A 23,115-nucleotide genomic window follows, 5' to 3' on the forward strand; every position below is an offset into this window, starting at 1 on the left:
GCTGTGCCAGTGATACTTGTCTTCGAGCTGCAGAACCTGCTCTACCTCGCCCTGGGCATCGTGGCGCTGGGAATCGAACTGTGGGCGTTTGCCGACTGTGTACGGCGCAAGCCCGCAGATTTCGAGCGCGCCTACAAACGGACCAAGGGTTTCTGGATGGGCCTCACCGGCGGCGCCGCCGCGGTCGGCCTGCTCTCGGTGCTGCTGTTCGGGCCGCTGGCGCTGCTGCTCTTCGAACTGGCTGCAGTCGTCGCCGCGTCCGTCTATCTTGCCGACGTGCGCCCGGCCCTCAACGAGTCCAAGGGTCGCGGCGGGGCCTACGGTTCCTGGTAGTCCCGGGACGGCTCGACGGCGTTCCACGCCACAGTGACCTCGCCCAGGCGCCAGCGCCCGGGCCCGGTCAGCAGCGGCCAGCCCTGATCCTTGAGCGACCGGCACATGGCAATCCAGCGCTGCCGGTTGCCGTAGGACGCCATCGGAGCCGCGTCCAACCAGGCTTTGTCCATCGCCTGCAGGAAGGCGTGCACCTTTTCGCCGGGAACGTTCCGGTGGATCAGTGCCTTGGGGAGCCGCTCGGCTACATCAGAGGGCAGTTCGAAGGCTCCGAAACGCAGGGAGATGCTCAGTGACAGCGGCCCCTGCCTGTCCAGCACAACCCAGGTGGAGCGCCTGCCGATCTCGTCGCAGGTGCCGTCAACGAACACGCCCCCCTCAGCCAGCCGGCTGCGGACCATGTCCCAGTGGGCGGTGTATTCGTGCTCCGCATACTGGCGCAGGACGTTGAAGGCCCGAACCATGACGGGGCGCCGCCCGTCCAGGGGCAGTTCGAAGCCGCCCTGCCGGAACGTCAGCCCCTCCCGCTCCAGCGGCTTCGCAGCCCGGACCCGGTTCGGATCGATTTCAATTCCAATGACCGAGACATCGGCACGCACGCTTCCCATGCGCGCATGCAGTTCCACAGCCGTGGTGGGAGATGCCCCGTACCCGAGGTCGATGACCAGGGGATCCGCAGCCTGCCTCAAACGCCATGCTTCAGGACCAGCAAGCCAACGATCCACACGCCTGAGCCGGTTGGGATTTGTAGTGCCCCGGGTCACATTTCCCACGGGTTTGAGGGGGATTTTCACCAAACAATGTTACCGTCCGGCGAACGGTGGTCCTGACCGCTTCCATCCCCCTCAGGTGCCCGGCCGGCATCCCCCGCCCCGCCGGCACAGTGCAAAAACCTGCCTCAAGTGCAATGGTTACGTCCGGCCCTGCCCCGCTCCACGCACTGACGATACGATGCTTTTATGACCTACAAAGTGATCCTTCTGCGCCACGGGCAGAGTGAATGGAATGAAAAGAACCTCTTCACCGGCTGGGTGGACGTGGACCTCACGGACCTGGGCAGGCAAGAGGCCCTCCGCGGCGGCGAACTGCTCGTCGAGAACGGGATCCTCCCGGACATCCTCTACACGTCCCGGCTGCAGCGGGCCATCAACACGGCCAACATTGCTCTTGGCGCAGCAGACCGTATCTGGATCGACGTCAAGCGCAGCTGGCGCCTGAACGAGCGGCACTACGGTGCCCTCCAGGGCAAGGACAAGGCACAGACACTGGCCGAGTACGGCGAGGAGCAGTTCATGCTCTGGCGCCGTTCCTACGACACCCCGCCGCCGCCCCTGCCGGACGACAGCGACTTTTCCCAGGCCAATGACGCGCGATATGCCGACCTCAGCAAGGATGAGCTGCCGCGCACCGAGTGCCTCAAGGACGTCCTGGAACGCTTCCTTCCATACTGGGAGGAAGAGATCTCCAAGGACATTCGGTCCGGCAAGACTGTCATGATCGCAGCGCACGGCAACTCCCTGCGTGCCTTGGTCAAGCACCTGGACGGCATTTCCGACGCCGACATTGCCGCGGTCAACATTCCCACCGGCATCCCGCTGGTCTACGAGCTCGACGAGAACCTGAAGCCGGTCAAGGCCGGCGGCACCTACCTGGATCCGGAGGCCGCTGCCGCGTCGATCAAGGCGGTTGCAAACCAGGGCAAGAAGCAGAACTAGCCCCGTATTCCTCGAGATAACAGAAACTGCCCGTATGAGCTCTCATACGGGCAGTTTCTGTTATCTCGATGGGGGAGGGCTAGACGGATCCCTCGGAGATAGGCTGCCACTCACCCGTGACAAGGTAGTTGACCTTGCGGGTCACCGAGACGCCGTGGTCGGCGAAGCGCTCGAAATACCGGCTGGCCAGCGTGAGGTCCACCGTCGTGACGGGGGAGTTGTCCCAGTCCGGAGAAGCCACCGCCTTGAACACACCTGCGTGCAGTTCGTTGATCCGCGTGTTGTGCGCGTAAATGTCCTTGCTCAGCTCGAGGTTACGGGTTTCGAGCAGCTCGGTGAGCAGTTCGGAGATGGCGATGTCCAGGCGTGCCATCTCCATGAACGTGTCGACCATGTTGGCGGGAACCACGTTGGCCGGGTAGCGCAGCCTTGCGAGCTGGGCGATGTGGCGGGCGAGGTCGCCCATGCGTTCAAGGGAAGCGCTCATCCGCAGGGAACCGACGATCATGCGGAGATCACTGGCAACCGGACCCTGCAGGGCCAGGACATCGATGGCCCGCTCGTCCAGGTCGTTCTGCAGGAAATCAATGCGGGCATCGGCGGCGATAACGTCCTGTGCCAGTTCAGTGTCCGCCGTCTCGAACGCCTGCGTGGCTTTCTTCATTGCCTCGGTGACGAGCTGTGAGATCTGGGTCAGCTCCTCGCCAATCTGGTGAAGCTCAGCCTGGAAAACCTTGCGCACTTAATGCGTCCTTTCGATGAACTCTTACAGGGCCGCCGCACCTGCCGGTGCGGCTCCATTCATGGTGCCTGCGTCCGGTTAACGGTCGGTCCTCTTGAAGTGAACGTTAGTTTAACGCTTGGTTGAATGCCACCGGAGCTCCTGCCGGTCCGGCGGCGTCCGCCTAAGCTAGGACTGTGAACCCTGTATTGCTGGGCCTGCTCTCAGGCATCCTCGGCCTGGCCGTTGGCGTCTTCGGCGTCGTCGCATACTTCTCCAGCCAGCGCCACCGCCGCGAACTCGCTGAGGTGGACGAACCGGCGCTGTCCGAAGGTGCTGCGGAAATCCTCGGCGTCCTCGGCCGTGCCTACATCGTCGTGGACGGAATCGACGGCGTTGTGCGCGCCAGCCCGGGCGCCTATGCCTTTGGCCTGGTCCGCGGGCACACCCTGGTGCAGGACGACGTCCTGGCACTGACCGGCCGGGTGCGCCGCGACGGTGTCATCGAGGAACGCAACGTGGAGCTCCATCGCGGTCCCCTGGGCCAGGGCAGCCTGATCCTGCAGCTGCGCGTGGCGCCGATCGCCGAGGAGTACATCCTGATCCTCGCCGACGACCGGACCGAGGCCACCCGGACCGAAGAGATGCGCAACGACTTCGTGGCCAACGTCTCCCACGAGCTCAAGACACCTGTCGGCGCGATCTCCCTGCTCTCGGAAGCGATCGACGAGGCGGCAGCGGACGAAGAAGCTGTCCGCCGCTTCGCCAAGCGCATGCAGAAGGAAACCGTCCGGCTGTCCGCCCTGGTCCAGGACATCATTGAACTGTCACGGCTGCAGGGGACCGATGTCGTGGACCACGCCGAGCCGGCGGATATCAACGAGCTCGTCAACGATGCGGTGGAGGCGAACCGGCTTGCCGCCGAAGAGCGCAACATCACCGTGGTGGTGGGCGGCGCCGCGGAGAATCCCGTCTACGCGGACGGGCCCATGCTTACCACTGCCTTCCGGAACCTCATCGACAACGCCATCCGGTACTCGCCCGAGGGCAGCCAAATCGGCGTCGGGATCCGTTCCAGGGACGGGCTGGCACGGGTCACGGTGACGGACCGCGGACCGGGTATCGCCGCCGAGGACCAAGAACGGGTTTTTGAACGCTTCTACCGCATCGACGACGACCGCTCCCGCAACACCGGCGGCAACGGCCTCGGACTCAGCATCGTCAAGCACGTCGTAGCGAACCACGGCGGGGAGGTCGACCTCTGGTCGCAGCCGGGTCAGGGATCGACTTTCACCGTGAAGCTTCCGGAATTGGACACAGCAGACAGCGAAGACGGTCCGGATGCTCCGGCCGCGCCCGCAAGGGCAGGCAAGGAGTAAGGTGACCAGGATCCTGATTGTGGAGGACGAGGAGTCCTTCAGTGACCCGTTGTCCTATTTGCTGGAACGCGAAGGGTTTGAGGTCGCCGTGGTGGATAACGGCCTTGACGCCGTCGCCGAGTTTGACCGGAAGGGCGCTGACCTGGTGCTCCTGGACCTGATGCTGCCCGGCCAGTCCGGGACAGAGGTCTGCCGGCAGCTGCGCCAGCGCTCCGACGTCCCGGTGATCATGCTGACCGCCCGTGATGCCGAGATCGACAAGGTGGTGGGCCTGGAGCTGGGTGCCGATGACTACGTCACCAAGCCGTACTCCTCGCGGGAGCTCCTGGCGCGGGTGCGTGCGGTCCTGCGCCGCCGCAGCGATGCCGGGGACTTCGCCTCGGCTGCCGTCCAAGCCGGTCACGTACGCCTGGATGCAGAACGGCACGTGGTGAGCGTCGATGGGGTCAACGTGCCGATGCCGCTCAAGGAATTCGAGCTGCTGGAAATGCTGCTGCGGAATTCGGGCCGCGTCCTGACCCGCGGCCAGCTGATCGAGCGCGTCTGGGGCGCCGACTATGTGGGGGATACCAAAACCTTGGATGTGCACGTGAAACGGCTGCGGGCCAAGATCGAGCCGGACCCGTCCGTTCCCCGGCACCTGGTCACCGTCCGCGGACTGGGCTACAAGTTCGAGGCGTGACCGCTCCCGCCGGTGTACAGGGGGGGGAGAACATAGAAAGGGGCCCGCCGGCCGCGGGCGGGCCCTTTCCAAAGGCAAGCTGTTTTTGGGCTACGGAGCAGCAGTCTCGGTCGCTTCGCCGGACGGGGTCTCCGAGGAAGCGGGTTCCGGAGTCGGTTCCTCGGTCGGCAGGTAGTCCTCGTAGTACTGGACCTGGCCGTCAACCACGGGAACGTTCAGGGTGGCGGTTTCCGTGCCGGCAGTGGCTTCGGCGCGGATGCCGGTGCCGGGCAGGACGTCAACGGTTTCGACGAGGACCTCGGACTGAGGGGCGTCGTCATAAATGACCTTGCCGCCGGCCGGGAGATTCCACGTCAGGGTCGAGCCGCCGACCTCGAGTTCAAAGTTCACCGGATCAGAGGAATCGTTGATGACGGTGCCGAGCAGACGCCCGGGCTCACCGTCTCCGTCGCTGACAACCAGGATGTTGCGCAGCTGGATATCACCGAGGTCCTGGACGATTCCGTCAGACGGGGAGTATTCCATGGTGGTTGCCTGGTCGTTCACGACGCTGCAGCCGGTGGCGCCCAGCAGCGACAGGGTGATAACACCGGCGGCGGCAGCACTGCGCGTCCGGTTCCTGGATGTGAATCTCACAGCACAAACTCCTGATGTGTGGCGGTCGGAGGACCTGGGGAACGTTTGCTCATAGCCTATCGGCAATCACCTGAAAACATGGATTTCGCGACGTCAGAGGCCTTTACGGAACTACTCAGTAGGCTACGTGCCGGAGGCCGAATACTACTCAGTTTTTGGGGGCGCGCCCCTGACCTGCGAAAACTCTTCTCGGCGTGTCGCTTGCATGCTAAAGTAGGGTTCGGGAAAGGGGAAAGTCCACATGGTTTTTGAGGTTGGCGAAACAGTTGTTTACCCTCACCACGGTGCCGCGAAGATCGAAGAGATCAAGATGCGGACCATCAGGGGCGAAGAGAAAATGTATCTCAAGCTCAAGGTGGCACAGGGTGATCTGACCATTGAAGTACCGGCAGAGAACGTTGACCTCGTTGGAGTGCGCGACGTCGTGGGCAAGGAAGGCCTCGAGCATGTTTTCGATGTCCTGCGTGCCGAACTGACAGAAGAGCCCACCAACTGGTCCCGCCGATACAAGGCGAATTTGGAGAAGCTGGCTTCGGGCGACGTAGTCAAGGTTGCAGAGGTCGTCCGCGACCTGTGGCGCCGCGACCACGACCGCGGGCTGTCCGCAGGTGAAAAGCGGATGCTGGCGAAAGCCCGGCAGATTCTCATTTCAGAACTCGCTCTGGCGGAAAAAACGGACGAGGACCAGGCAGCCGCTGTTCTGGACGAAGTCCTGGCAAGCTAGACCCTGGCTATCAGTTGCCGGCCCCCCGGGGCCGGCTTCTGCCGTTTAAGGACACGTGTTTGCGCTGCCCGGGCGGGTCAACAGAGCCGGTCCCGCCGGACTTGCGCCCCGGGGCACTAGGCTTGGTACGTGTCAGAATCCAATCCCGTCCCGCAGCGAGTGGGCGTCATCCTGGTGGCCGGCGGTTCCGGCCAGCGCCTGGGCTACGGCATGCCGAAGGCCCAGGTTCCCCTGGCAGGTGAAATGCTGCTGGCGCACGCCTTGAGGGGTGTGGATGCCTCCGGTGTCGCCTCCTTCATCAGCGTTGCCGTACCGGCTGCCGACACGGCCCTTCGCGCTCTCTGCGCAGCGTCACAGCTCAGCTGCCCTGTGGTGGTGGTGGACGGCGGCGCCACCCGGTCCGACTCAGTCCGCGCTGCCCTGAACTCGCTGCCGGACGACATCGACTCCGTCCTGGTGCACGACGCGGCCCGTGCGATGGCACCCGCCCAGGTGTTCCACCGTGTGGCGTCGGCACTGGCTGCCGGCGCACAGGCTGTCATTCCTGCCGTTCCCGTAACGGACACCGTGAAGACCGTGGAACCCACATCCTCCGAAGAGGCCGCACTGGCACCGGCCCGTGTGACGGCTACGCCGGACCGCGCGTCGCTTCGGGCGGTCCAGACGCCGCAGGGGTTTGACGCAGACCTGCTGCGCCGGGCACACGCGGCAGCCACGGACTTTCCCGAAGAACGGGCGGCTGCCATCACGGATGACGCCATGCTGGTTGAAAGCCTGGGGGTTCCCGTTCATGTGGTGGAAGGCTCCGCCATGTCCCTGAAAATCACTACCCCCCTGGACCTGCTGCTTGCCGAAGCGGTGCTTGCAGGCGGATCCAGCATGCAGGAGGACTAGACCGTGATCGCCCTGCCCCGCACTGGAATCGGAACCGACGTGCATGCGTTCGCCCCAGAGGATTCACCCCGCCCGCTGTGGGTAGCGGGACTCGAATGGGAAGGCGAACGCGGACTCGCCGGACATTCCGACGGCGATGTGGTGGCCCACGCGGCCGCCGACGCGTTGTTTTCGGCCGCCGGGATCGGAGACCTGGGACTGCACTTCGGAACGGACCGGCCGGAATATGCCGGAGCATCCGGAACGGTCCTCCTGGCTGAGGCTGCCCGGCTGGTCCGGGAAGCCGGCTTCCGGATCGGCAACGTTTCGGTGCAGCTGATCGGCAACCGGCCCAAGTTCAGTCCGCGACGGGCCGAGGCGGAGGCGGTGCTCAGCGAAGCAGCGGGAGCCCCGGTGAGTGTCTCGGCTACCACGACGGACGGACTGGGCTTCACCGGCCGCGGCGAAGGAATCGCCGCCGTGGCTACCGCCGTCGTCGTTCTGGCCTGACGCCTTAACGCAGGGGAGGGCCGGAACACGGCACGCGGTAGTCTAGAGCAGTGAGCCTGAGATTCTATGACACAGCAACTGCGCGCCTCCGGGACTTCGAGCCCCTGGTTCCCGGGCACGTCAGCCTGTATTACTGCGGCGCCACTGTGCAGGGCCTGCCGCACGTTGGGCACATCCGCTCGGCTATTGCCTTCGACCAGCTGACCCGCTGGCTGCAGGCCCGCGGTTACCGTGTCACCGCCGTCCGCAACGTCACCGACATCGACGACAAGATCCTGGCGAAGGCCGCGGCTTCCGTTGGAGCTGAGCCCTCAGACGGCGTCATACCGGATGAACCCTGGTGGGCACTGGCCTACCGGTTCGAGCAGGAGTTCTCCCGGGCTTACGACGTCCTGGGCGTCCAGCGCCCCACCTACGAACCCCGCGCAACGGGCCACATCCCCGAGATGCACGCCCTGATCCGGCGGCTCATCGACGCAGGGCATGCCTACCCGGCACTTGACGACTCAGGCGATGTCTACTTCGATGTCCGTTCCTGGCCGGCGTACGGTTCGCTGACCCGCCAGGACATTGATGACATGCAGGCAGCGCCCGACGCCGACCCCCGCGGCAAGCGGGACCCGCGCGACTTCGCGCTGTGGAAGGGCCATAAGGACACCGATCCGGAGACCGCCGCCTGGGACAGCCCCTGGGGCCGCGGCCGCCCTGGGTGGCATCTGGAGTGCTCGGCCATGGTCACGAAGTACCTCGGCCCGCGCTTTGACATCCACGGCGGTGGCCTGGACCTGCGCTTCCCGCACCACGAAAACGAGATGGCCCAGTCCCAGGCGGCAGGAGACGGCTTCGCGAATTTCTGGATGCACAACGGCATGGTCACCTTCGAGGGTGAAAAGATGTCCAAGTCCATTGGCAACACGATCAGCCCGGAGCAGATGCTCGCCGAAGCCTCCCCGCGCGTCGTGCGCTATTACCTCGGTCAGGCCCACTACCGCTCCGTGCTGGACTACCGTCCGACGTCGCTTCAGGAAGCAGGGGCGGCCGTGGAGCGGATCGACGGGTTTATCGCCAAGGCAGAAGCCAAGTTCGGGGAAGTGCAGGGCAGCGCCGCTGACCTGCCGGAAGCCTTCGGAACGGCAATGGATGATGACCTGAATGTTCCCCAGGCACTCGCTGTCCTGCATGACACTGTCCGCGCCGGCAACACGGCGCTGGCGGCGGCGGACCTCGAAACCGCCCGTACGTCCCTGGCGCAGGTCCGTGCCATGACCGGGGTGCTCGGCTTGGATGCGGTCCAGGCGCCGGCCGCATCCGGTCCAGAGCACTCGGCGCTGGACGGGCTGATCCAGGACCTCCTGCGTGAGCGCGGCGAGGCGAGGGCAGCCAAGGACTGGTCACGCGCCGACGCCATCCGGGACTCCCTTGCGGCTGCCGGGATCGTGGTGGAAGACACCGCCGACGGCGCTCTTTGGTCGCTGGAACAGGGGTAGGCGTTAGCTCTCGGCTAACAGCCCCGGGGTCCGGCACACGGGTTTGGACGGCCTGCGTAGACTAGAAGTAGTGCTTTCTTCTACTTAAGGTGTATTACCCATGGCCAACCACGGACGACCCGGCGCGATTCGCAAAGCCAAAAAGGGCCCTTCCCAGGGTACCGGCGGCCTCGGCCGCAAGGCCCTCGAAGGCAAGGGACCGACGCCCAAGGCTGAAGACCGCCCCTACCACAAGGCATACAAGAGCAAGCAGCTGGCTGAACGCTCCGCCGCCAAGCACGGCGGACAGCGCTCCGGCGGCCGCAACGCGCCCGCGCGCGGAAAGGTGGCCGAGGAAGTGGTCACCGGACGCAACTCGGTGGTTGAGGCGCTGCGTGCCGGTATTCCTGCCAAGGCCCTCCACGTGGCCGTGCGGATCGACATGGACGACCGCGTCCGCGAATCCCTGAAGATGGCAGCCGAGCGCGGCCTGCCCGTCATGGAAACGCACAAGCCGGAACTGGACCGCATGACCAACGAGGCCGTGCACCAGGGCCTCGTCCTGCAGATCCCGCCGTACGAGTACGCGGACCCGACAGACCTCGCCGAGGAGACCATCCAGGCCTGGAAGAAGGGCCACATCAAGAACGCGCCGCTCTTCGTAGCCCTGGACGGCATCACCGATCCCCGGAACCTCGGAGCGATCATCCGTTCCGCGTCGGCCTTCAGTGCCCACGGCGTGATCGTTCCCGAACGCCGTTCCGTCGGCGTCACGGCCTCTGCCTGGAAGACCAGTGCAGGTGCCGCCGTCCGCGTGCCGGTTGCCCGTGCGAGCAACCTGAACAACACCCTCAAGACGTTCAAGAAGATGGGCATCTTTGTCCTGGGCCTGGACGGCGACGGCGATGTTTCCCTTCCCGACCTGGCGCTGGCCAAGGAACCGGTCTGCATTGTGGTCGGGTCCGAAGGCAAGGGCCTGTCCCGCCTGGTCCGTGAAAACTGCGACCAGATTGTCTCCATACCGATCGACTCCGCCATGGAATCCCTGAACGCCTCCATGGCAGTCGGGATTACCCTTTACGAAATTTCACGGCAGCGCTCCGCCTAAGTCCTACGGAGCGACGGAGAGGCAACATGGCACACGTCGTTACTGATGGAAAGCAGATTCCCTCTGGACGGGTCTCCAAGGCCTTCCCCCTGGGAATCCATGAAAGCGTTGCCGGCGTCCCGGACGTTCCGGGTGCCGTCAACGTTTCGGTGTACGCACCGGGCTTGGAATCCGTGGATATCTGGTACGAGACGGTGCCGGGGGGATGGGTGTCCAGCCGGCTGGACAGCAAGTCTGCCGGAATCCACCACGGCCGGGCGGAGGGATTCACCCCCGGGATCCGCTACGGGTTCTGGGGCGGTGGAGAACCTCTCCCTGCCGCGCCCGGTGAGTTCCAGCTCCTGCTGGACCCCTACGGACGCGGCATCGACACGAAGCAGGACGCAGACGGCCGTCCGCTGTACTTTTCCGTAGCCACGAACTCCGGCTTCGACTGGGAAGGCGACGGACAGCTGCACACGCCGTGGCGGGACAGCGTGATTTACGAGGCGCACGTCCGCGGCCAGACGATGCTCAACCCGGCGCTGCCGGAGGAACTGCGCGGCACCTACGCGGGCATGGGGCATCCCGCCACGATCCAATACCTGCTGGACCTCGGAATCACCGCCGTCGAGCTGCTGCCCGTGCACTTCCACATCGACGAGCTGCACCTGCGGGAACTGGGCCTGACGAACTACTGGGGCTACAACACCCTGGGCTACTTCGCCCCGCACACCGGCTATGCCACGGCGATCGCGCAGGCTGCCGGGCCGCAGGCTGTCCAAGACGAGTTCAAGACCATGGTGAAGGCCCTGCATGCAGCGGGCCTGGAAGTTCTCCTCGACGTCGTCTACAACCACACGGCCGAGGGCGGTCCGGACGAGCCGGCCCTCTGCTGGCGCGGACTTGGCGACAAGGTCTATTACCGCCACGATGCCGAAGGCCGCTACCTGGACACCACCGGCTGCGGCAATACCCTGGACTTCAGCGAACCGCGGGTCGTCCAAATGACGCTCGACTCGCTGCGTCACTGGGTTCGCGAGTACCACGTGGACGGATTCCGCTTCGACCTGGCGCCGACGATGGCCCGGGATGAGGAAAACAGGTTTGACCGTCGGCATCCGCTGCTGGTGGCACTCGCGGCCGATCCCGTGATGCAGGACATCAAGCTCATCGCCGAGCCGTGGGACCTGGGTCCGGACGGCTGGCAAACCGGGAACTTCCCGCCCGGATGGGCCGACTGGAACGACCACTTCCGTGACACCGTCCGGGATTTCTGGCTGGAGGACCAGGCGGCCCTGGCGGCCGGGAAACCCGCCGGATCGCTGGCACGCCTGGGCGGGGCCCTTGCCGGGTCCGCCGACCTGTTCGCCCGTTCGGACCGGACCCCGCTCTCCTCGGTCAACCTCGTCACGGCCCATGACGGATTCACGATGGCCGACCTCACCGCCTACGACCACAAGCACAACTACGCCAACGGCGAGGACAACCGGGACGGATCAAACCACAACCGCAGCTGGAACCACGGCTGCGAGGGCCCGGCCGACGACCCTCAGATCCAGGAACACAGGGCGCAGACGGCCAGAAACCTCATGGCTACCCTGCTCTTTTCCCTCGGAGTTCCCATGATCACGGCCGGCGACGAGCTTGGACGTTCCCAGCACGGGAACAACAACACCTATTGCCAGGACAACGAGACCGCGTGGCTCTCCTGGAACCAGGGCGAGGACGCCCGCCGGATGTTAGACGCCACGGCACGGCTGCTGCGGCTGCGCCGGGAATTCCTGGCCCGGCAGCCCTATGCCTTCCCCGACGATGCCCGTGCTGCGCAGCTGCTCTGGTTCAGCGCCGAGGGGGAGCCGATGTCAGACGCTGCCTGGCACGATCCATCCTGCCGCGTGCTGCAGCTGCTGCTCGGATCCGAGCGGGGCGAACGTGTCGGACTGGTGGTTATCAACGGACAGTCGGAACCAATCGACGTCGTCCTGCCGGACATGGAAACGCTGCGCGCCAGCGGAGTTGCGGCGGCCAACGAGGGACAGTTCTACGACCTGCTGCTCGCCACCTCGGATCCGGAAGGGCGGCGCAGGGGCGCCCGCCTGGCGGGCGGCGAGAAGGACCGTGTCGCTGCCAATTCCATCAGCGTCTACCGCCTCTGACGCCCCGCCGGCAGAGTCACGCGTTCGCGACCAGTCCCAGCTCCGCCTTTGACGCCAGCCCGGAGTGTTGGGGCAGGACACGCACGGTGTAGCCGAACGAACCCGCCACCTCAATGTGCAGTGTCCCTGAATAGAGGTACCGGCCCGAGCCGAGATCCTCGGCGACCTGCAGGTCCAGGAACTGGTGATCACTGAGTTTGTCCGTGCTGGAGACCTTGCCGTACGCGGCCTCCACCACCACATCCGTGGGCTTGAGCGAGCCGAGGCTGACGTAGGCCTGCACGGTGAGGCTGTCACCGATCTGAGGTGCGTCGGAAATGCCGATCGAATCCACGTGCTCCACGGAAACGCCGGACCAGCCGTCCCGGACCTTCAGGATCCACGCCGCGAGTTCCTTTGCAGCCTGATACTGATTCGCTGCCGCTGAGCGGCCGGAGTCGCAGGCCGGCCGGTACAGCCGGTTCACATAGTCCTTCAGCATCCGCGAGGCAGACACCTGCGGCCCGAGTTCAGCCAGCGTGTGCTTGACCATTTCCAGCCACTCGCGCGGCAGGGAGTCCGCCGGAGCGTCCGACGGCCCGGCGGCACCGGCGTCGCCCGGAGGCTCCTGTCCATAGAACAGGGGAGCGACGGTGTTTTCCAGGAGGTCGTACAGGGCCGAAGCCTCGATGTCGTCCCGTTGGTCCGCGGTGTAGAGCTCGCGGGTGTGCGTCCCTTCCCGCGGGTTGGCTGAGGGGATCGCCCATCCGTTGTCGCCGTCGTACATTTCGTCCCACCAGCCGTCCATGATGGACACGTTCAGGCCGCCGTTGATGGCGGACTTCATGCCGGAGGTCCCTGAGGCTTCGAGCGGACGGATTGGATTGTTCAGCCAGACATCGCAGCCCGGGAACAGTGTCCGCGCCATGGCGATGTCGTAGTTCGGCAGGAAGACGATCCTGTGGCGCAGCTCCGGGTCGTCGGTGAACTGCACCAGGTCCTGGATCATCCGCTTTCCCTGCTCGTCCGCCGGGTGCGACTTGCCGGCAACGACGATTTGCACGGGATGGGTCGGGTGCAGGAGCAGGGCCTTGAGCCGGGCCGGATCGCGCAGCATCAGGGTGAGGCGCTTGTAGGTGGGAACCCGGCGTGCAAACCCGATGGTGAGGATGTCCGGATCGAGTACCTCGTCGGTCCAGCCCAGCTGGGCGTCGGCGGCGCCTCGCTTGCGCCATGCCGCGCGGACACGGCCGCGGACGTCCTCGATCAGATTGCTGCGCAGCCGGCGCCGCAGGTCCCAGAGGTCCTGGTCGGGGACTTCATAGGCGCGTGCCCAGTCCCGGTCGTGGACGGAAGCGATGCCGAACTGCTGCATGGCCAGTTCGGTGAGCTGCGGGTCGACCCAAGTGGGCACGTGCACGCCGTTCGTCACGGAGGTAATGGGAACTTCCGAGGCATCGAAGCCGGGCCACAGCCCGGAGAACATCTGGCGGGAGACTTCGCCGTGGAGTTTCGCCACGCCGTTGGCCCGCTGCGCCAGGCGCAGTCCCATGACGGCCATGTTGAACTTGCTGGAATCTCCGCCCTCGTAGTCCTCTGCCCCCAGGGCGAGCACTTTGTCCGTCGGGACCGACTGTGCGAGGCCGGCACTGAGGAAGTGCCGCACCTCCGCCTGGTCAAAGCGGTCGATGCCGGCGGGAACGGGGGTGTGGGTGGTGAAGACGGTGGACGCACGGGTGACAGTGAGGGCTTCCTCCCAGCCCATTCCGGTATCCATCAGCTCCCGGATGCGCTCCACGCCGAGGAAACCGGCATGGCCTTCGTTGGTGTGGTAGACCTCCGGAGAAGGTGCCCCCGTCAGGCGCTCGAAGACCCGGAGCGCTTTGACGCCTCCCATGCCAAGCAGGAGTTCCTGCTGGAGGCGGTGGTCCCCGCCGCCGCCGTAGAGGCGGTCGGTGATCCCGCGGGCAGCGTCGTCGTTGCCGCGCACATCCGCGTCCAGCAGCAGCAGCGGGATGCGTCCGACGTCGGCGCGCCAAATCTGTGCCATGAGGTGCCGCCCGTTGGGCAGCGGCAGGTTGATCCGGGCAGGTGTGCCGTCTTCTTCACGCAGCAGGGTCAGGGGCAGGCCGTTGGGGTCCAGGACCGGGTAGGTTTCCTGCTGCCATCCGTCCCGGGACAGAGACTGCTTGAAGTACCCGGCCTGATACAGCAGGCCGACGCCGACCAGTGGTACGCCCAGGTCCGAGGCAGCCTTGAGGTGGTCTCCTGCGAGGATGCCGAGACCGCCGGAGTACTGCGGAAGGACGGCGCTGATGCCGTACTCGGGCGAGAAGTAGGCGATGGACCGGGGAACGTCTTCGCCCAGCGACTGGTACCAGCGCGGCGCGCTCAGGTAGTGCTCGAGTCCTTCGTCCACGGTCCGGATGCGTTCAACAAGGTCCGGATCGGCCGCGATGCGTTCCAGGGTCTGGCGGCTGACCGCGCCCAGGGCACGGATCGGGTCGTGGCCGCTGGCTTCCCAGTTCTCCGGGTCCAGGTCACGGAAGAGCTCCAGCGTGGGCTGATGCCAGCTCCAGCGCAGGTTCTTCGCCAACCTTGCCAGCGGGGCAATGTTCTCGGGGAGGACAGTACGGACGGTAAACCTTCGGATTGCCTTCACCCCAGTTACGCTAGCGCAGATCGATTCAAACGTGCTCTGTATCACGTAAAAGCAGCACTGATTAAGCCCGAATTTCCGGTTATGCCCCTCACCTGCAGGGATTCTTGTGACCCCGCTCTGACCTGTGCCGATGGATCAAAAAGTACGTGCCCTTAGCAATCTGTCCTGATTATCGCTAACGTCTAGTCTGTGACCACTTCCAGCGCGTTGCCATCTGATGTCCAGCCCGCCAAGGAACTCCGGTTTGGCCGGATTCCGATCCTCAATGTGTCTCCCGTAGTCGGCTGCGGCCGATTTCCGGCGAAGGCGGTCCCGGGGGAAGACCTCGTGATCGGGGCGACCGTCTTCCGTGAAGGCCACGACCTGGTCGGGGCGACTGCCGTGCTGTATGACGCCGCGGGCGATGAGGTGCAGCGGCACCGGATGCACCCTGTGGGGCAGGGACTTGACCGCTGGGCAGGCCAGTTGCGCCCGGAGGCCGTGGGCAGTTTCTCCTTCGCCGTTGAAGGCTGGGCAGATCTCTACGGCACCTGGCACCACAATGCCGAGGTGAAAATCGACGCCGGCGTCGACGTCGAACTGATGCTGGCTGAAGGCGCCGCACTTTTTGAGGCCGCAGCTGACGGGCGGCCCGAGGAGGACGCCCGGATACTGCGTGAAACCGCCGGCACCATGCGCGACACAGCCCAGGACCCGCGTGTCCGGCTGGAGGCCTCCGGCCGGAGCGAACTGACACAGGTGCTGGACCGCGAACCGATTCGCGACCTCGTGACCTCGTCGGACAGGTTCCCGATCAACGTTGAGCGCGAGCGTGCGGGGCGGGGCGCCTGGTACGAATTCTTCCCCCGCTCAGAAGGCGCATCCTTCGACCCCGCGACCCAGACCTGGACATCCGGAACGTTCCGGACCGCTGCCCACAGCCTGGACCGTGTGGCAGCCATGGGATTCGATGTCATCTACCTGCCCCCGATCCATCCGATCGGCACGACACACCGGAAGGGCCCGAACAACACCCTGGTAGCAGGAGAGCAGGACCCCGGTTCGCCGTGGGCCATCGGCGCACCGGAAGGCGGCCATGACGCGATTCACCCTGATCTGGGCACCTTCGAGGACTTCGACCACTTCGTTGACGCTGCCGGGCGCCGGGGCCTGGACGTAGCGATCGACCTGGCGCTGCAGGCCTCACCGGACCATCCGTGGGTGAAGGAACACCCGGAATGGTTCACCACCCGCATCGACGGGACGATCGCCTATGCGGAAAACCCGCCGAAAAAATACCAGGACATCTATCCGCTGAACTTCGACAACGACTACGAAGGCCTGTCCCGCGAGATCCTGCGGATCGTGCGGATGTGGATCAGCCACGGCGTCAAGATCTTCCGGGTGGACAACCCGCACACCAAGCCGCTGCGGTTCTGGGAATGGCTGATCGCCACCGTCAACGAGGAGGATCCCGACGTCGTCTTCCTGGCTGAGGCCTTCACCCGCCCGCCCATGATGCACGCACTGGGAATGGCCGGTTTCCAGCAGTCCTACACGTACTTCACCTGGCGCAATACCAGGACCGAGATCGAGGAATACTTCCACGAGGTCTCACGTGAGACCGCCGCGTTCTTCCGTCCGAACTTCTTCGTGAACACCCCGGACATCCTGACGGAGTTCCTCCAGTACGGCGGCCCGCCCGCATTCAAGATCCGTGCGGTGCTGGCCTCCACGGCCAGCCCGCTCTGGGGGATGTACGCAGGGTTTGAGCTGTACGAGCATGTTGCCCGCCCCGGTGCCGAGGAGTACCTGGACAACGAGAAGTTCGAGTTCAAGCAGCGCGACTTCGCCCTTGCCGAGGCCCAGGACCGCAGCCTTGCCCCGTACATCACCCGGCTCAACCAGATCCGCCGTTCGCACCCATCGCTTGGCGACCTCCAGAACCTGACCGTGCACTCCAGCACTGACGAAGCCACGGTGGTCTACTCCAAGCACAAGCAGGAACGGCTATCCGACCCGAGAAGTAAGGACACACTGATCATCGTTGTGAACACCGATCCGCACAGTGCACGGGAGTGCACTGTGACGCTGGATCTCGACGCCCTGCACCTGGACCCGGAGGACTTCAACGAGGACGGGACTTTCTGGGTGGACGACCTGATCAGTGGACAAAGCTGGCGCTGGGGACAGTACAACTATGTGCGGCTTGATGCGCACTACGAACCCGCGCACATCCTCTCGGTTCGGAGGGCAAAGTAGTGGTAAATCCATTCCAGCTGCATGCACCCGGCCTCACCAACGACCCGAACTGGTACCGCAAGGCGGTTTTCTACGAAGTCCTGGTACGCGGTTTTCGTGATTCGAACGGAGACGGCAACGGTGACTTCACCGGATTGATCTCCCAGCTCGACTACCTCCAGTGGCTCGGCGTCGATTGCCTGTGGCTGCCCCCGTTCTTCAAATCTCCGCTGCGCGACGGCGGATACGATATCTCCGACTACTACGACGTGCTGAGCGAGTTCGGCACCATCAGCGACTTCAAGCGACTGGTGGCCGAAGCCCACGCCCGCGGCCTGCGCGTCATCATCGACCTTCCGCTGAACCACACCTCGGACAAGCACCCCTGGTTCGAAGAGTCCCGCAATGACCCGGAAGGCCCCTACGGCGACTTCTACGTCTGGTCCGACACCGACCAGAAATACGAAGATGCCCGCATCATCTTCGTGGACACGGAGGAATCGAACTGGGCCTTCGACCCGGTACGCCGCCAGTTCTACTGGCACCGGTTCTTCAGCCACCAGCCGGACCTGAACTTCGAGAACCCCAAAGTCGTCGAGGCGGTGTTCGACGTCGTCCGTTTCTGGCTGGACCAGGGAATCGACGGCTTCCGCGCGGACGCCATCCCCTATCTCTTTGAAGAAGACGGCACCAACTGCGAGAACCTGCCGGCAACCCACCGGTTCCTCAAGGATCTGCGCACCATGGTGGACGAAAACTACCCCGGCCGGGTCATCGTGGCCGAAGCCAACCAGATGCCACATGAGGTCGTGGAGTACTTCGGCGACGAGACCGGGCCGGAATGCCACATGTGCTTCCATTTCCCGATCATGCCCCGCCTGTTCTACGCGCTCCGGGACCAGAAGGCCGCACCGATTGTGCAGACCATGGAAGAAACCCCGGAAATCCCGCAGGGCGGCCAGTGGGGAACGTTCCTGCGCAACCATGACGAGCTGACCCTTGAAATGGTCACCAACGAGGAACGCCAGGCCATGCTGGGCTGGTACGCGCCGGACTCCCGGATGCGGGCCAACATCGGCATCCGGCGCCGGCTGGCGCCGCTGCTGGATAACTCGCGCTCCGAGATCGAGCTCATCCATGCCCTGCTGCTCTCGCTTCCGGGCAGCCCGTTCCTTTATTACGGGGACGAGATCGGGATGGGCGACAACATCTGGCTCGAGGACCGGGACTCTTCCCGCACCCCCATGCAGTGGAACCCCGACCGTAACGCGGGATTCTCCACTGCAGACCCGGGCAAGGTCTACCTGCCAGTGGTGCAGTCGCTCGTCTACCACTACAACCACGTGAACGTTGAAGCGCAGCTTGCCAGCTCTTCGTCGCTGCTGCACTGGATGCGCCAGATGATCATGGTCCGGCGGGTCCACCCTTCGTTCGGCCTGGGGTCCTACCGGAACGTACCGACCGACAGCGAAGCGGTCCTGGCTTTCCTCCGCGAACTGCCGGAGGACAACCCCGAGGGCGAAGCGGGGGAGACGATGTTCTGCATCTTCAACCTCTCCCAGCACCCGGTGGCGGCAACGGTCCAGCTGCCGGAGTTCGCGGGCAGGGGACTGCGGGATGCTTTCGGCGGCACCCCCTTCCCCACCTTCAGCGAGGACGGCGTGCTCACGCTCACGCTCGGAAGCCATGACTTCTTCTGGCTCCGGCTGCGCTCCGCGAAGTCCAACACCAGCTCCCCGCAGACCGAAGCTATTCCGCTCATCGTCGCCTCGGAGGCCGCATCTAAATGACAGAGACCATTCCGACCCTGCCCGAACTCCTCACTGCCTGGCTGCCCCGGCAGCGATGGTTCCCGGCCAAGGGACGGGATGTGACCCTCAAACGCGTCGGCGGCATCGAACTGGAGGATCCCGCGGGACTCGTTGAACTCCAGGTGCACTTCGTTGCCGTGGAGTCCGGGCGGCGGGTCGACGTCATCAGCGTTCCCGTCACCATGAGGACCGAGCCGGACCCCGAACTGGAAGCTGCGCTGCTCGGGCCGGTTGAACAAGCCGGCACCGGACGGCAGTGGCTCTATGACGGGACAGCGGACCCGGTTTTCGTCACGGCCTGGCTCGAGACGATGCGCTCGCAGGCAAGTTCGCTGGACGGGCGCACCCACGGCTACGCAATGGGCGGCTTCGCGGACTGGGACGCGTTCACCGAGCCGCTGTCCATTCACGTGCTCAAGGGAGAGCAGTCCAACACCTCGGTCATCGCCGCGACGCCGCAGGCGCCTGTCATCGTGAAGTTCTACCGGGTACTGGCCGCCGGTGAGAGCCCGGACGTCCTCGTCAGCGCCAAGCTCACCGAAGGCGGTTCGCACGATGTCCCGGCAACCCTGGGATGGCTCACCGGAAGCTGGATGGACGTGTACGACGCCGACTCCGCTGCCTGGACGACCGGAGACGTGAGCGTCCTGCGGGAATTTATCCCCAAGAGCGAAGATGCGTGGCGGACGGCGTCCTCCGCGGCCGTTGCGGGACGGGATTTTACGGCCGAGGCCGAAGAACTTGGGGCCGTCACCGGCCGGATCCACTCACAGCTCGACGCGGCGTTCGGAGCAAGGAAGCCGACGCCGGCAGAAAGAGCGGAGTTCCTTGCTTCCCTGACCCGCCGGATCCGCTGGGAATGGGATGAAGCAGAAAGCTACGTCGGGCCCTACGGTGCCACCTTGGAGCGCCTCTTGGCGACCCTGGCGGACTTGGAAACGCTGCCGAACCTCCAGCGCATTCATGCCGATTACCATCTGGGACAGGTGCTGCACTCGGCGGAGCGCGGCTGGACGGTGCTGGACTTCGAAGGCGAGCCGCTGCGCCCGGCGGCTGAACGAAGCGTCCCTGACGTTGTCCTGCGCGACGTCGTCGGAATGCTGCGGTCCATTGACTACGCCGCCGCGGTGGCGGTGATCGGAAGCACCGGTTCCGGCCCCGAAGACTCGACCGGTCAGTCCGGCCGCCGCGCCAAGGCCGCTCGGTGGGCGCAGGCTGCTTCCGACGCTTTCCTCCGTGGCTACGAGAAAGAGACAGGAACAGCAGTCCAAAAGTCGGATCCGCTTTTCCTTGCCCTGTGGCTGGACAAAGCCCTGTACGAAGTTGTCTACGAGATCCGCAACCGCCCGGCATGGATTGAGGTGCCGGCCACGGCAGCCCGCAACGTGCTGGAAGAACTCCAGTTGGAGCAGGATCAGACGAAAGGCCAGGAAGAGAGCCCCGTGAACACGACACACAACCCTGAACCCGAAAAGCCTGCTGCCGGGGAACCTGCTCTGCCGGCGGCTCCTGCGCCTGCTGAGCCCGCACTTCCGGCCGTGCCCGACAACGCAGCCGGCACGGCTCTCTCCGAAGGACCGGGTGGGACAGAAGCGGAACTTCCCGCCGTTCCAGATGCCGCCGCAGCCGGGAACGATGCGGCAGCCAAGGCGCCGCTGCCCGTCTCGGAGGACGTGCTGGCCGCGGTCTCTCACGGAAGCTATTACCAGCCCCATGCAGTGCTCGGCGCCCATCTTGACGACCGCGGCACGGTAACCATCCGCACCCTGCGGCCGCTGGCCCGGGAAGTCACGGCGGTGACGCCGGACGGGCGCGTGCCGCTGCACCACGAGTACACCGGGATCTGGGCGGGAACCCTGCCCGCCCCCGCCCCCGGCCAGGTTCCCGATTACCGGTTGGAGGTCGGATATGAAGGACTGCCCGCCACGACGGTGGATGATCCGTACCGTTTCCTGCCCAGCCTCGGGGAAATGGACCTTCACCTCATCGGCGAAGGCCGGCATGAGAAGCTTTGGACGGTCCTTGGCGCCAATCCGCATCATTACAGCTCTGTTTTGGGTGAGGTCCGCGGCGTCAGTTTCGCCGTCTGGGCTCCGAATGCGCAGGCAGTCCGGGTGGAAGGTGACTTCAACGGCTGGGACGGGCGGATCCACGCGATGCGTTCACTTGGCAGCACAGGAGTCTGGGAGATCTTTATCCCGGACGTGGAACCGGGGTCGCGCTACAAGTACGAGATCCTCGGCAAGGACGGGATCTGGCGGGAGAAAGCCGATCCCATGGCCAAGGGGACCGAAGCCCCTCCGCTGACCGGATCGCGGGTTGTCGAATCGACCTACCGCTTCGAAGACCAGGCCTGGATGGAGGCCCGCGCCCAGCGGGATCCGCACAACTCCCCGATGAGCGTCTACGAAGTCCACCTGGGCTCCTGGCGCCTGGGACTGGACTACCGCGAACTGGCAACCCAGTTGGCGGAGTATGTCAGCTGGCAGGGATTCACCCATGTCGAGTTCATGCCGGTGGCCGAACACCCCTTCGGCGGTTCCTGGGGTTACCAGATCACCAGCTACTTCGCACCAACGTCCCGCTTCGGGCATCCGGACGATTTCCGTTACCTGGTCGACACGCTGCACCAGGCCGGGATCGGCGTTATCCTCGACTGGGTTCCGGGGCATTTCCCCAAGGATTCGTGGGCTTTGGCGAACTTTGACGGACAGCCGCTCTACGAACACCCCGACCCGATGCGCGGTGAACAGCCGGACTGGGGCACGCTCATCTTCGACTACGGCCGCAACGAAGTACGGAACTTCCTCGTGGCCAACGCGATTTACTGGCTTGAGGAATTCCACATCGACGGGCTTCGGGTCGACGCCGTCGCCTCCATGCTGTACCTCGACTACTCGCGTCCGGCAGACCAGTGGCGGCCCAATGCATTCGGCGGCCGGGAAAACCTGGAAGCCATTTCGTTCCTGCAGGAAGTCAACGCCACCGCTTACCGCCGGGTGCCGGGAATCGTCATGGTCGCGGAGGAGTCGACGGCGTTCCCGGGTGTCACCGCCCCGACAAGCACAGGCGGACTCGGCTTCGGCCTGAAATGGAACATGGGGTGGATGAACGACACCCTGGAGTACATGTCGGAAGACCCGATCAACCGCATGTACCACCACGCCAAGCTCACCTTCTCCCTGGTCTACGCCTTTACCGAGAACTTCCTCCTGCCCATCAGCCATGACGAAGTCGTGCACGGCAAGGGTTCGCTGCTCCGCAAGATGCCGGGGGACCGGTGGCAGCAGCTCGCCAACGTCCGCGCCTACCTGGCGTTCCAGTGGGCGCACCCGGGCAAGCAGCTCATCTTCATGGGGACTGAGTTTGGCCAGGAAGCCGAATGGTCTGAGCAGTACGGACTGGACTGGTACCTGACCGAAACGCCGCAGCACCGCGGGGTCCAGCTGCTGGTCAAGGAGCTGAACGGGATCTACCAGCAGACACCTGCACTGTACGACCGGGACAACGAACCGGCCGGGTTCCAGTGGATCAACGAGAACGACGGCGCGCGCAACGTCCTCTCCTTCATCCGGTGGGACCATCAGGGCAACCCGCTGGTCTGCATCGCGAATTTCTCCGGGAACCCGCATGAAGGCTTTCGTGTGGGGCTGCCCTGGGCGGGTGAGTGGGAGGAACGGCTCAACACGGATGCAGCCGACTTCGGCGGCTCGGGTGTCGGGAACATGGGGATGGTTACCGCGACTGAAGGAGCCTACGAAGGGCAGCCGGCTTCGGCGGAACTCCGGCTACCGCCGCTGGGCGTCCTCTACCTGACACCCCGCGCCTAGCGGTATTCGAGGGGCGGAACAGCCGCCGGCGACGGCGGGTTCGGACGGGGGTCCGAGCCCGCCAAAACCGTGCTATAGTTGATATCCGCGCAGAACGAGAGATCGGGAAGCGCGCCGCAGGGCCAACAAGCCGGTTTGACACCGACGGACCAGCGGTACTAGGATAGAAAAGTTGCTCCGGAGCGACGGAGAGCACAAAATTCCACGGAATATCTGCTCTCCCGGTGCCGGAAGTACCTGTTGTTTGAGAACTCAATAGTGTGCCAAGTTTATTGATACCAATTATTTTGATTGGTTGAACTGGCTGTTCGGCCCACCCCGTGGGCTG

General features: G+C 64.8%; 17 protein-coding genes. 13 read left to right on the forward strand and 4 right to left on the reverse strand.

Going from position 1 to position 23,115, the window contains the following annotated elements; genetic code table 11:
• Window positions 1-9: 9 nt before the first annotated feature.
• A complete protein-coding gene (locus tag TVB01_RS08535; RefSeq protein WP_227896125.1) occupies window positions 10-333 on the forward strand; it encodes a DUF2516 family protein in 324 nt (107 codons plus the stop codon).
• Here TVB01_RS08535 and TVB01_RS08540 read toward each other — a convergent pair.
• On the reverse strand, window positions 318-1,106 hold the full coding sequence (locus TVB01_RS08540; protein ID WP_422455486.1) for a class I SAM-dependent methyltransferase: 789 nt from the start codon (window positions 1,104-1,106) through the stop codon (window positions 318-320). The genes TVB01_RS08535 and TVB01_RS08540 overlap by 16 nt on opposite strands.
• Before the next feature lie 186 nt (window positions 1,107-1,292).
• On the opposite strand from TVB01_RS08540, the gene TVB01_RS08545 reads away from it, so the two are divergent.
• Complete coding sequence (locus tag TVB01_RS08545; protein ID WP_422455472.1) at window positions 1,293-2,048, forward strand: phosphoglyceromutase; 756 nt, start codon at window positions 1,293-1,295, stop codon at window positions 2,046-2,048.
• Window positions 2,049-2,127: 79 nt separating this feature from the next.
• Here TVB01_RS08545 and phoU read toward each other — a convergent pair whose 3' ends face one another.
• Window positions 2,128-2,790, reverse strand: a complete 663-nt coding sequence (phoU, locus tag TVB01_RS08550) for a phosphate signaling complex protein PhoU (RefSeq protein WP_422455473.1) — start codon at window positions 2,788-2,790, stop codon at window positions 2,128-2,130.
• 176 nt (window positions 2,791-2,966) lie between these two features.
• Between phoU and TVB01_RS08555 the strand changes: the two genes are divergently transcribed.
• Both TVB01_RS08555 and TVB01_RS08560 read left to right on the forward strand, forming a co-directional pair.
• Window positions 2,967-4,148, forward strand: coding sequence for a sensor histidine kinase (locus tag TVB01_RS08555; protein WP_422455474.1), 1,182 nt, complete (start codon window positions 2,967-2,969; stop codon window positions 4,146-4,148).
• A 1-nt stretch (window position 4,149) separates the two neighbouring features.
• Window positions 4,150-4,830: a response regulator gene (locus TVB01_RS08560; RefSeq protein WP_422455475.1), complete on the forward strand. Its 681-nt coding sequence runs from the start codon at window positions 4,150-4,152 to the stop codon at window positions 4,828-4,830.
• Between the two features lie 90 nt (window positions 4,831-4,920).
• Here TVB01_RS08560 and TVB01_RS08565 read toward each other — a convergent pair whose 3' ends face one another.
• Window positions 4,921-5,466 carry a hypothetical protein gene (locus tag TVB01_RS08565; RefSeq protein ID WP_422455476.1) on the reverse strand — a complete coding sequence of 182 codons (546 nt, stop codon included), beginning with the start codon at window positions 5,464-5,466 and terminating at the stop codon, window positions 4,921-4,923.
• Between the two features lie 241 nt (window positions 5,467-5,707).
• On the opposite strand from TVB01_RS08565, the gene TVB01_RS08570 reads away from it, so the two are divergent.
• From TVB01_RS08570 to glgX, 6 genes are all read left to right on the forward strand, one after another.
• On the forward strand, window positions 5,708-6,190 hold the full coding sequence (locus TVB01_RS08570; RefSeq protein WP_227896119.1) for a CarD family transcriptional regulator: 483 nt from the start codon (window positions 5,708-5,710) through the stop codon (window positions 6,188-6,190).
• Window positions 6,191-6,319: 129 nt separating this feature from the next.
• Complete coding sequence (ispD, locus tag TVB01_RS08575) at window positions 6,320-7,084, forward strand: 2-C-methyl-D-erythritol 4-phosphate cytidylyltransferase (protein ID WP_422455477.1); 765 nt, start codon at window positions 6,320-6,322, stop codon at window positions 7,082-7,084.
• Window positions 7,085-7,090: 6 nt separating this feature from the next.
• Window positions 7,091-7,573 carry a 2-C-methyl-D-erythritol 2,4-cyclodiphosphate synthase gene (ispF, locus tag TVB01_RS08580; RefSeq protein ID WP_422455487.1) on the forward strand — a complete coding sequence of 161 codons (483 nt, stop codon included), beginning with the start codon at window positions 7,091-7,093 and terminating at the stop codon, window positions 7,571-7,573.
• Window positions 7,574-7,623: 50 nt separating this feature from the next.
• Complete coding sequence (gene cysS / locus TVB01_RS08585; protein WP_422455478.1) at window positions 7,624-9,060, forward strand: cysteine--tRNA ligase; 1,437 nt, start codon at window positions 7,624-7,626, stop codon at window positions 9,058-9,060.
• Window positions 9,061-9,160: 100 nt separating this feature from the next.
• Window positions 9,161-10,147, forward strand: a complete 987-nt coding sequence (gene rlmB, locus TVB01_RS08590) for a 23S rRNA (guanosine(2251)-2'-O)-methyltransferase RlmB (RefSeq protein WP_422455479.1) — start codon at window positions 9,161-9,163, stop codon at window positions 10,145-10,147.
• 26 nt (window positions 10,148-10,173) lie between these two features.
• The gene (glgX, locus tag TVB01_RS08595; RefSeq protein ID WP_422455480.1) at window positions 10,174-12,285 is read left to right on the forward strand and encodes a glycogen debranching protein GlgX; all 2,112 of its coding nucleotides are present in this window, start codon (window positions 10,174-10,176) and stop codon (window positions 12,283-12,285) included.
• Window positions 12,286-12,301: 16 nt separating this feature from the next.
• On the opposite strand, the gene glgP is transcribed toward glgX, so the two are convergent.
• Window positions 12,302-14,926, reverse strand: a complete 2,625-nt coding sequence (gene glgP / locus TVB01_RS08600; RefSeq protein WP_422455481.1) for an alpha-glucan family phosphorylase — start codon at window positions 14,924-14,926, stop codon at window positions 12,302-12,304.
• A 189-nt stretch (window positions 14,927-15,115) separates the two neighbouring features.
• Here glgP and TVB01_RS08605 point away from each other — a divergent pair, with 189 nt between their 5' ends.
• The 3 genes from TVB01_RS08605 to glgB are packed head-to-tail and all read left to right on the forward strand — an operon-like array spanning window position 15,116 to window position 22,787.
• A complete protein-coding gene (locus TVB01_RS08605) occupies window positions 15,116-17,167 on the forward strand; it encodes an alpha-1,4-glucan--maltose-1-phosphate maltosyltransferase (protein ID WP_422455482.1) in 2,052 nt (683 codons plus the stop codon).
• Window positions 17,167-18,936: a maltose alpha-D-glucosyltransferase gene (treS, locus tag TVB01_RS08610; RefSeq protein WP_422455483.1), complete on the forward strand. Its 1,770-nt coding sequence runs from the start codon at window positions 17,167-17,169 to the stop codon at window positions 18,934-18,936. Before TVB01_RS08605 ends, treS begins: the two co-directional genes overlap by 1 nt.
• Window positions 18,933-22,787, forward strand: coding sequence for a 1,4-alpha-glucan branching protein GlgB (glgB, locus tag TVB01_RS08615; protein ID WP_422455484.1), 3,855 nt, complete (start codon window positions 18,933-18,935; stop codon window positions 22,785-22,787). The genes treS and glgB overlap by 4 nt, the downstream gene beginning before the upstream one ends.
• Window positions 22,788-23,115 lie beyond the last annotated feature (328 nt).

Origin of the sequence: Arthrobacter sp. 7Tela_A1 (assembly GCF_049311065.1) — a bacterium.
Classification (GTDB): Bacteria; Actinomycetota; Actinomycetes; order Actinomycetales; family Micrococcaceae; genus Arthrobacter_B.

Excerpts from the sequence above, each read along its gene's own strand:
- TVB01_RS08545 (WP_422455472.1), top strand. The coding sequence starts at position 1,293 with ATGACCTACAAAGTGATCCTTCTGCGCCACGGGCAGAGTGAATGGAAT.
- TVB01_RS08570 (WP_227896119.1), top strand. The coding sequence starts at position 5,708 with ATGGTTTTTGAGGTTGGCGAAACAGTTGTTTACCCTCACCACGGTGCC.
- rlmB (WP_422455479.1), top strand. The coding sequence starts at position 9,161 with ATGGCCAACCACGGACGACCCGGCGCGATTCGCAAAGCCAAAAAGGGC.
- glgX (WP_422455480.1), top strand. The coding sequence starts at position 10,174 with ATGGCACACGTCGTTACTGATGGAAAGCAGATTCCCTCTGGACGGGTC.
- glgB (WP_422455484.1), top strand. The coding sequence starts at position 18,933 with ATGACAGAGACCATTCCGACCCTGCCCGAACTCCTCACTGCCTGGCTG.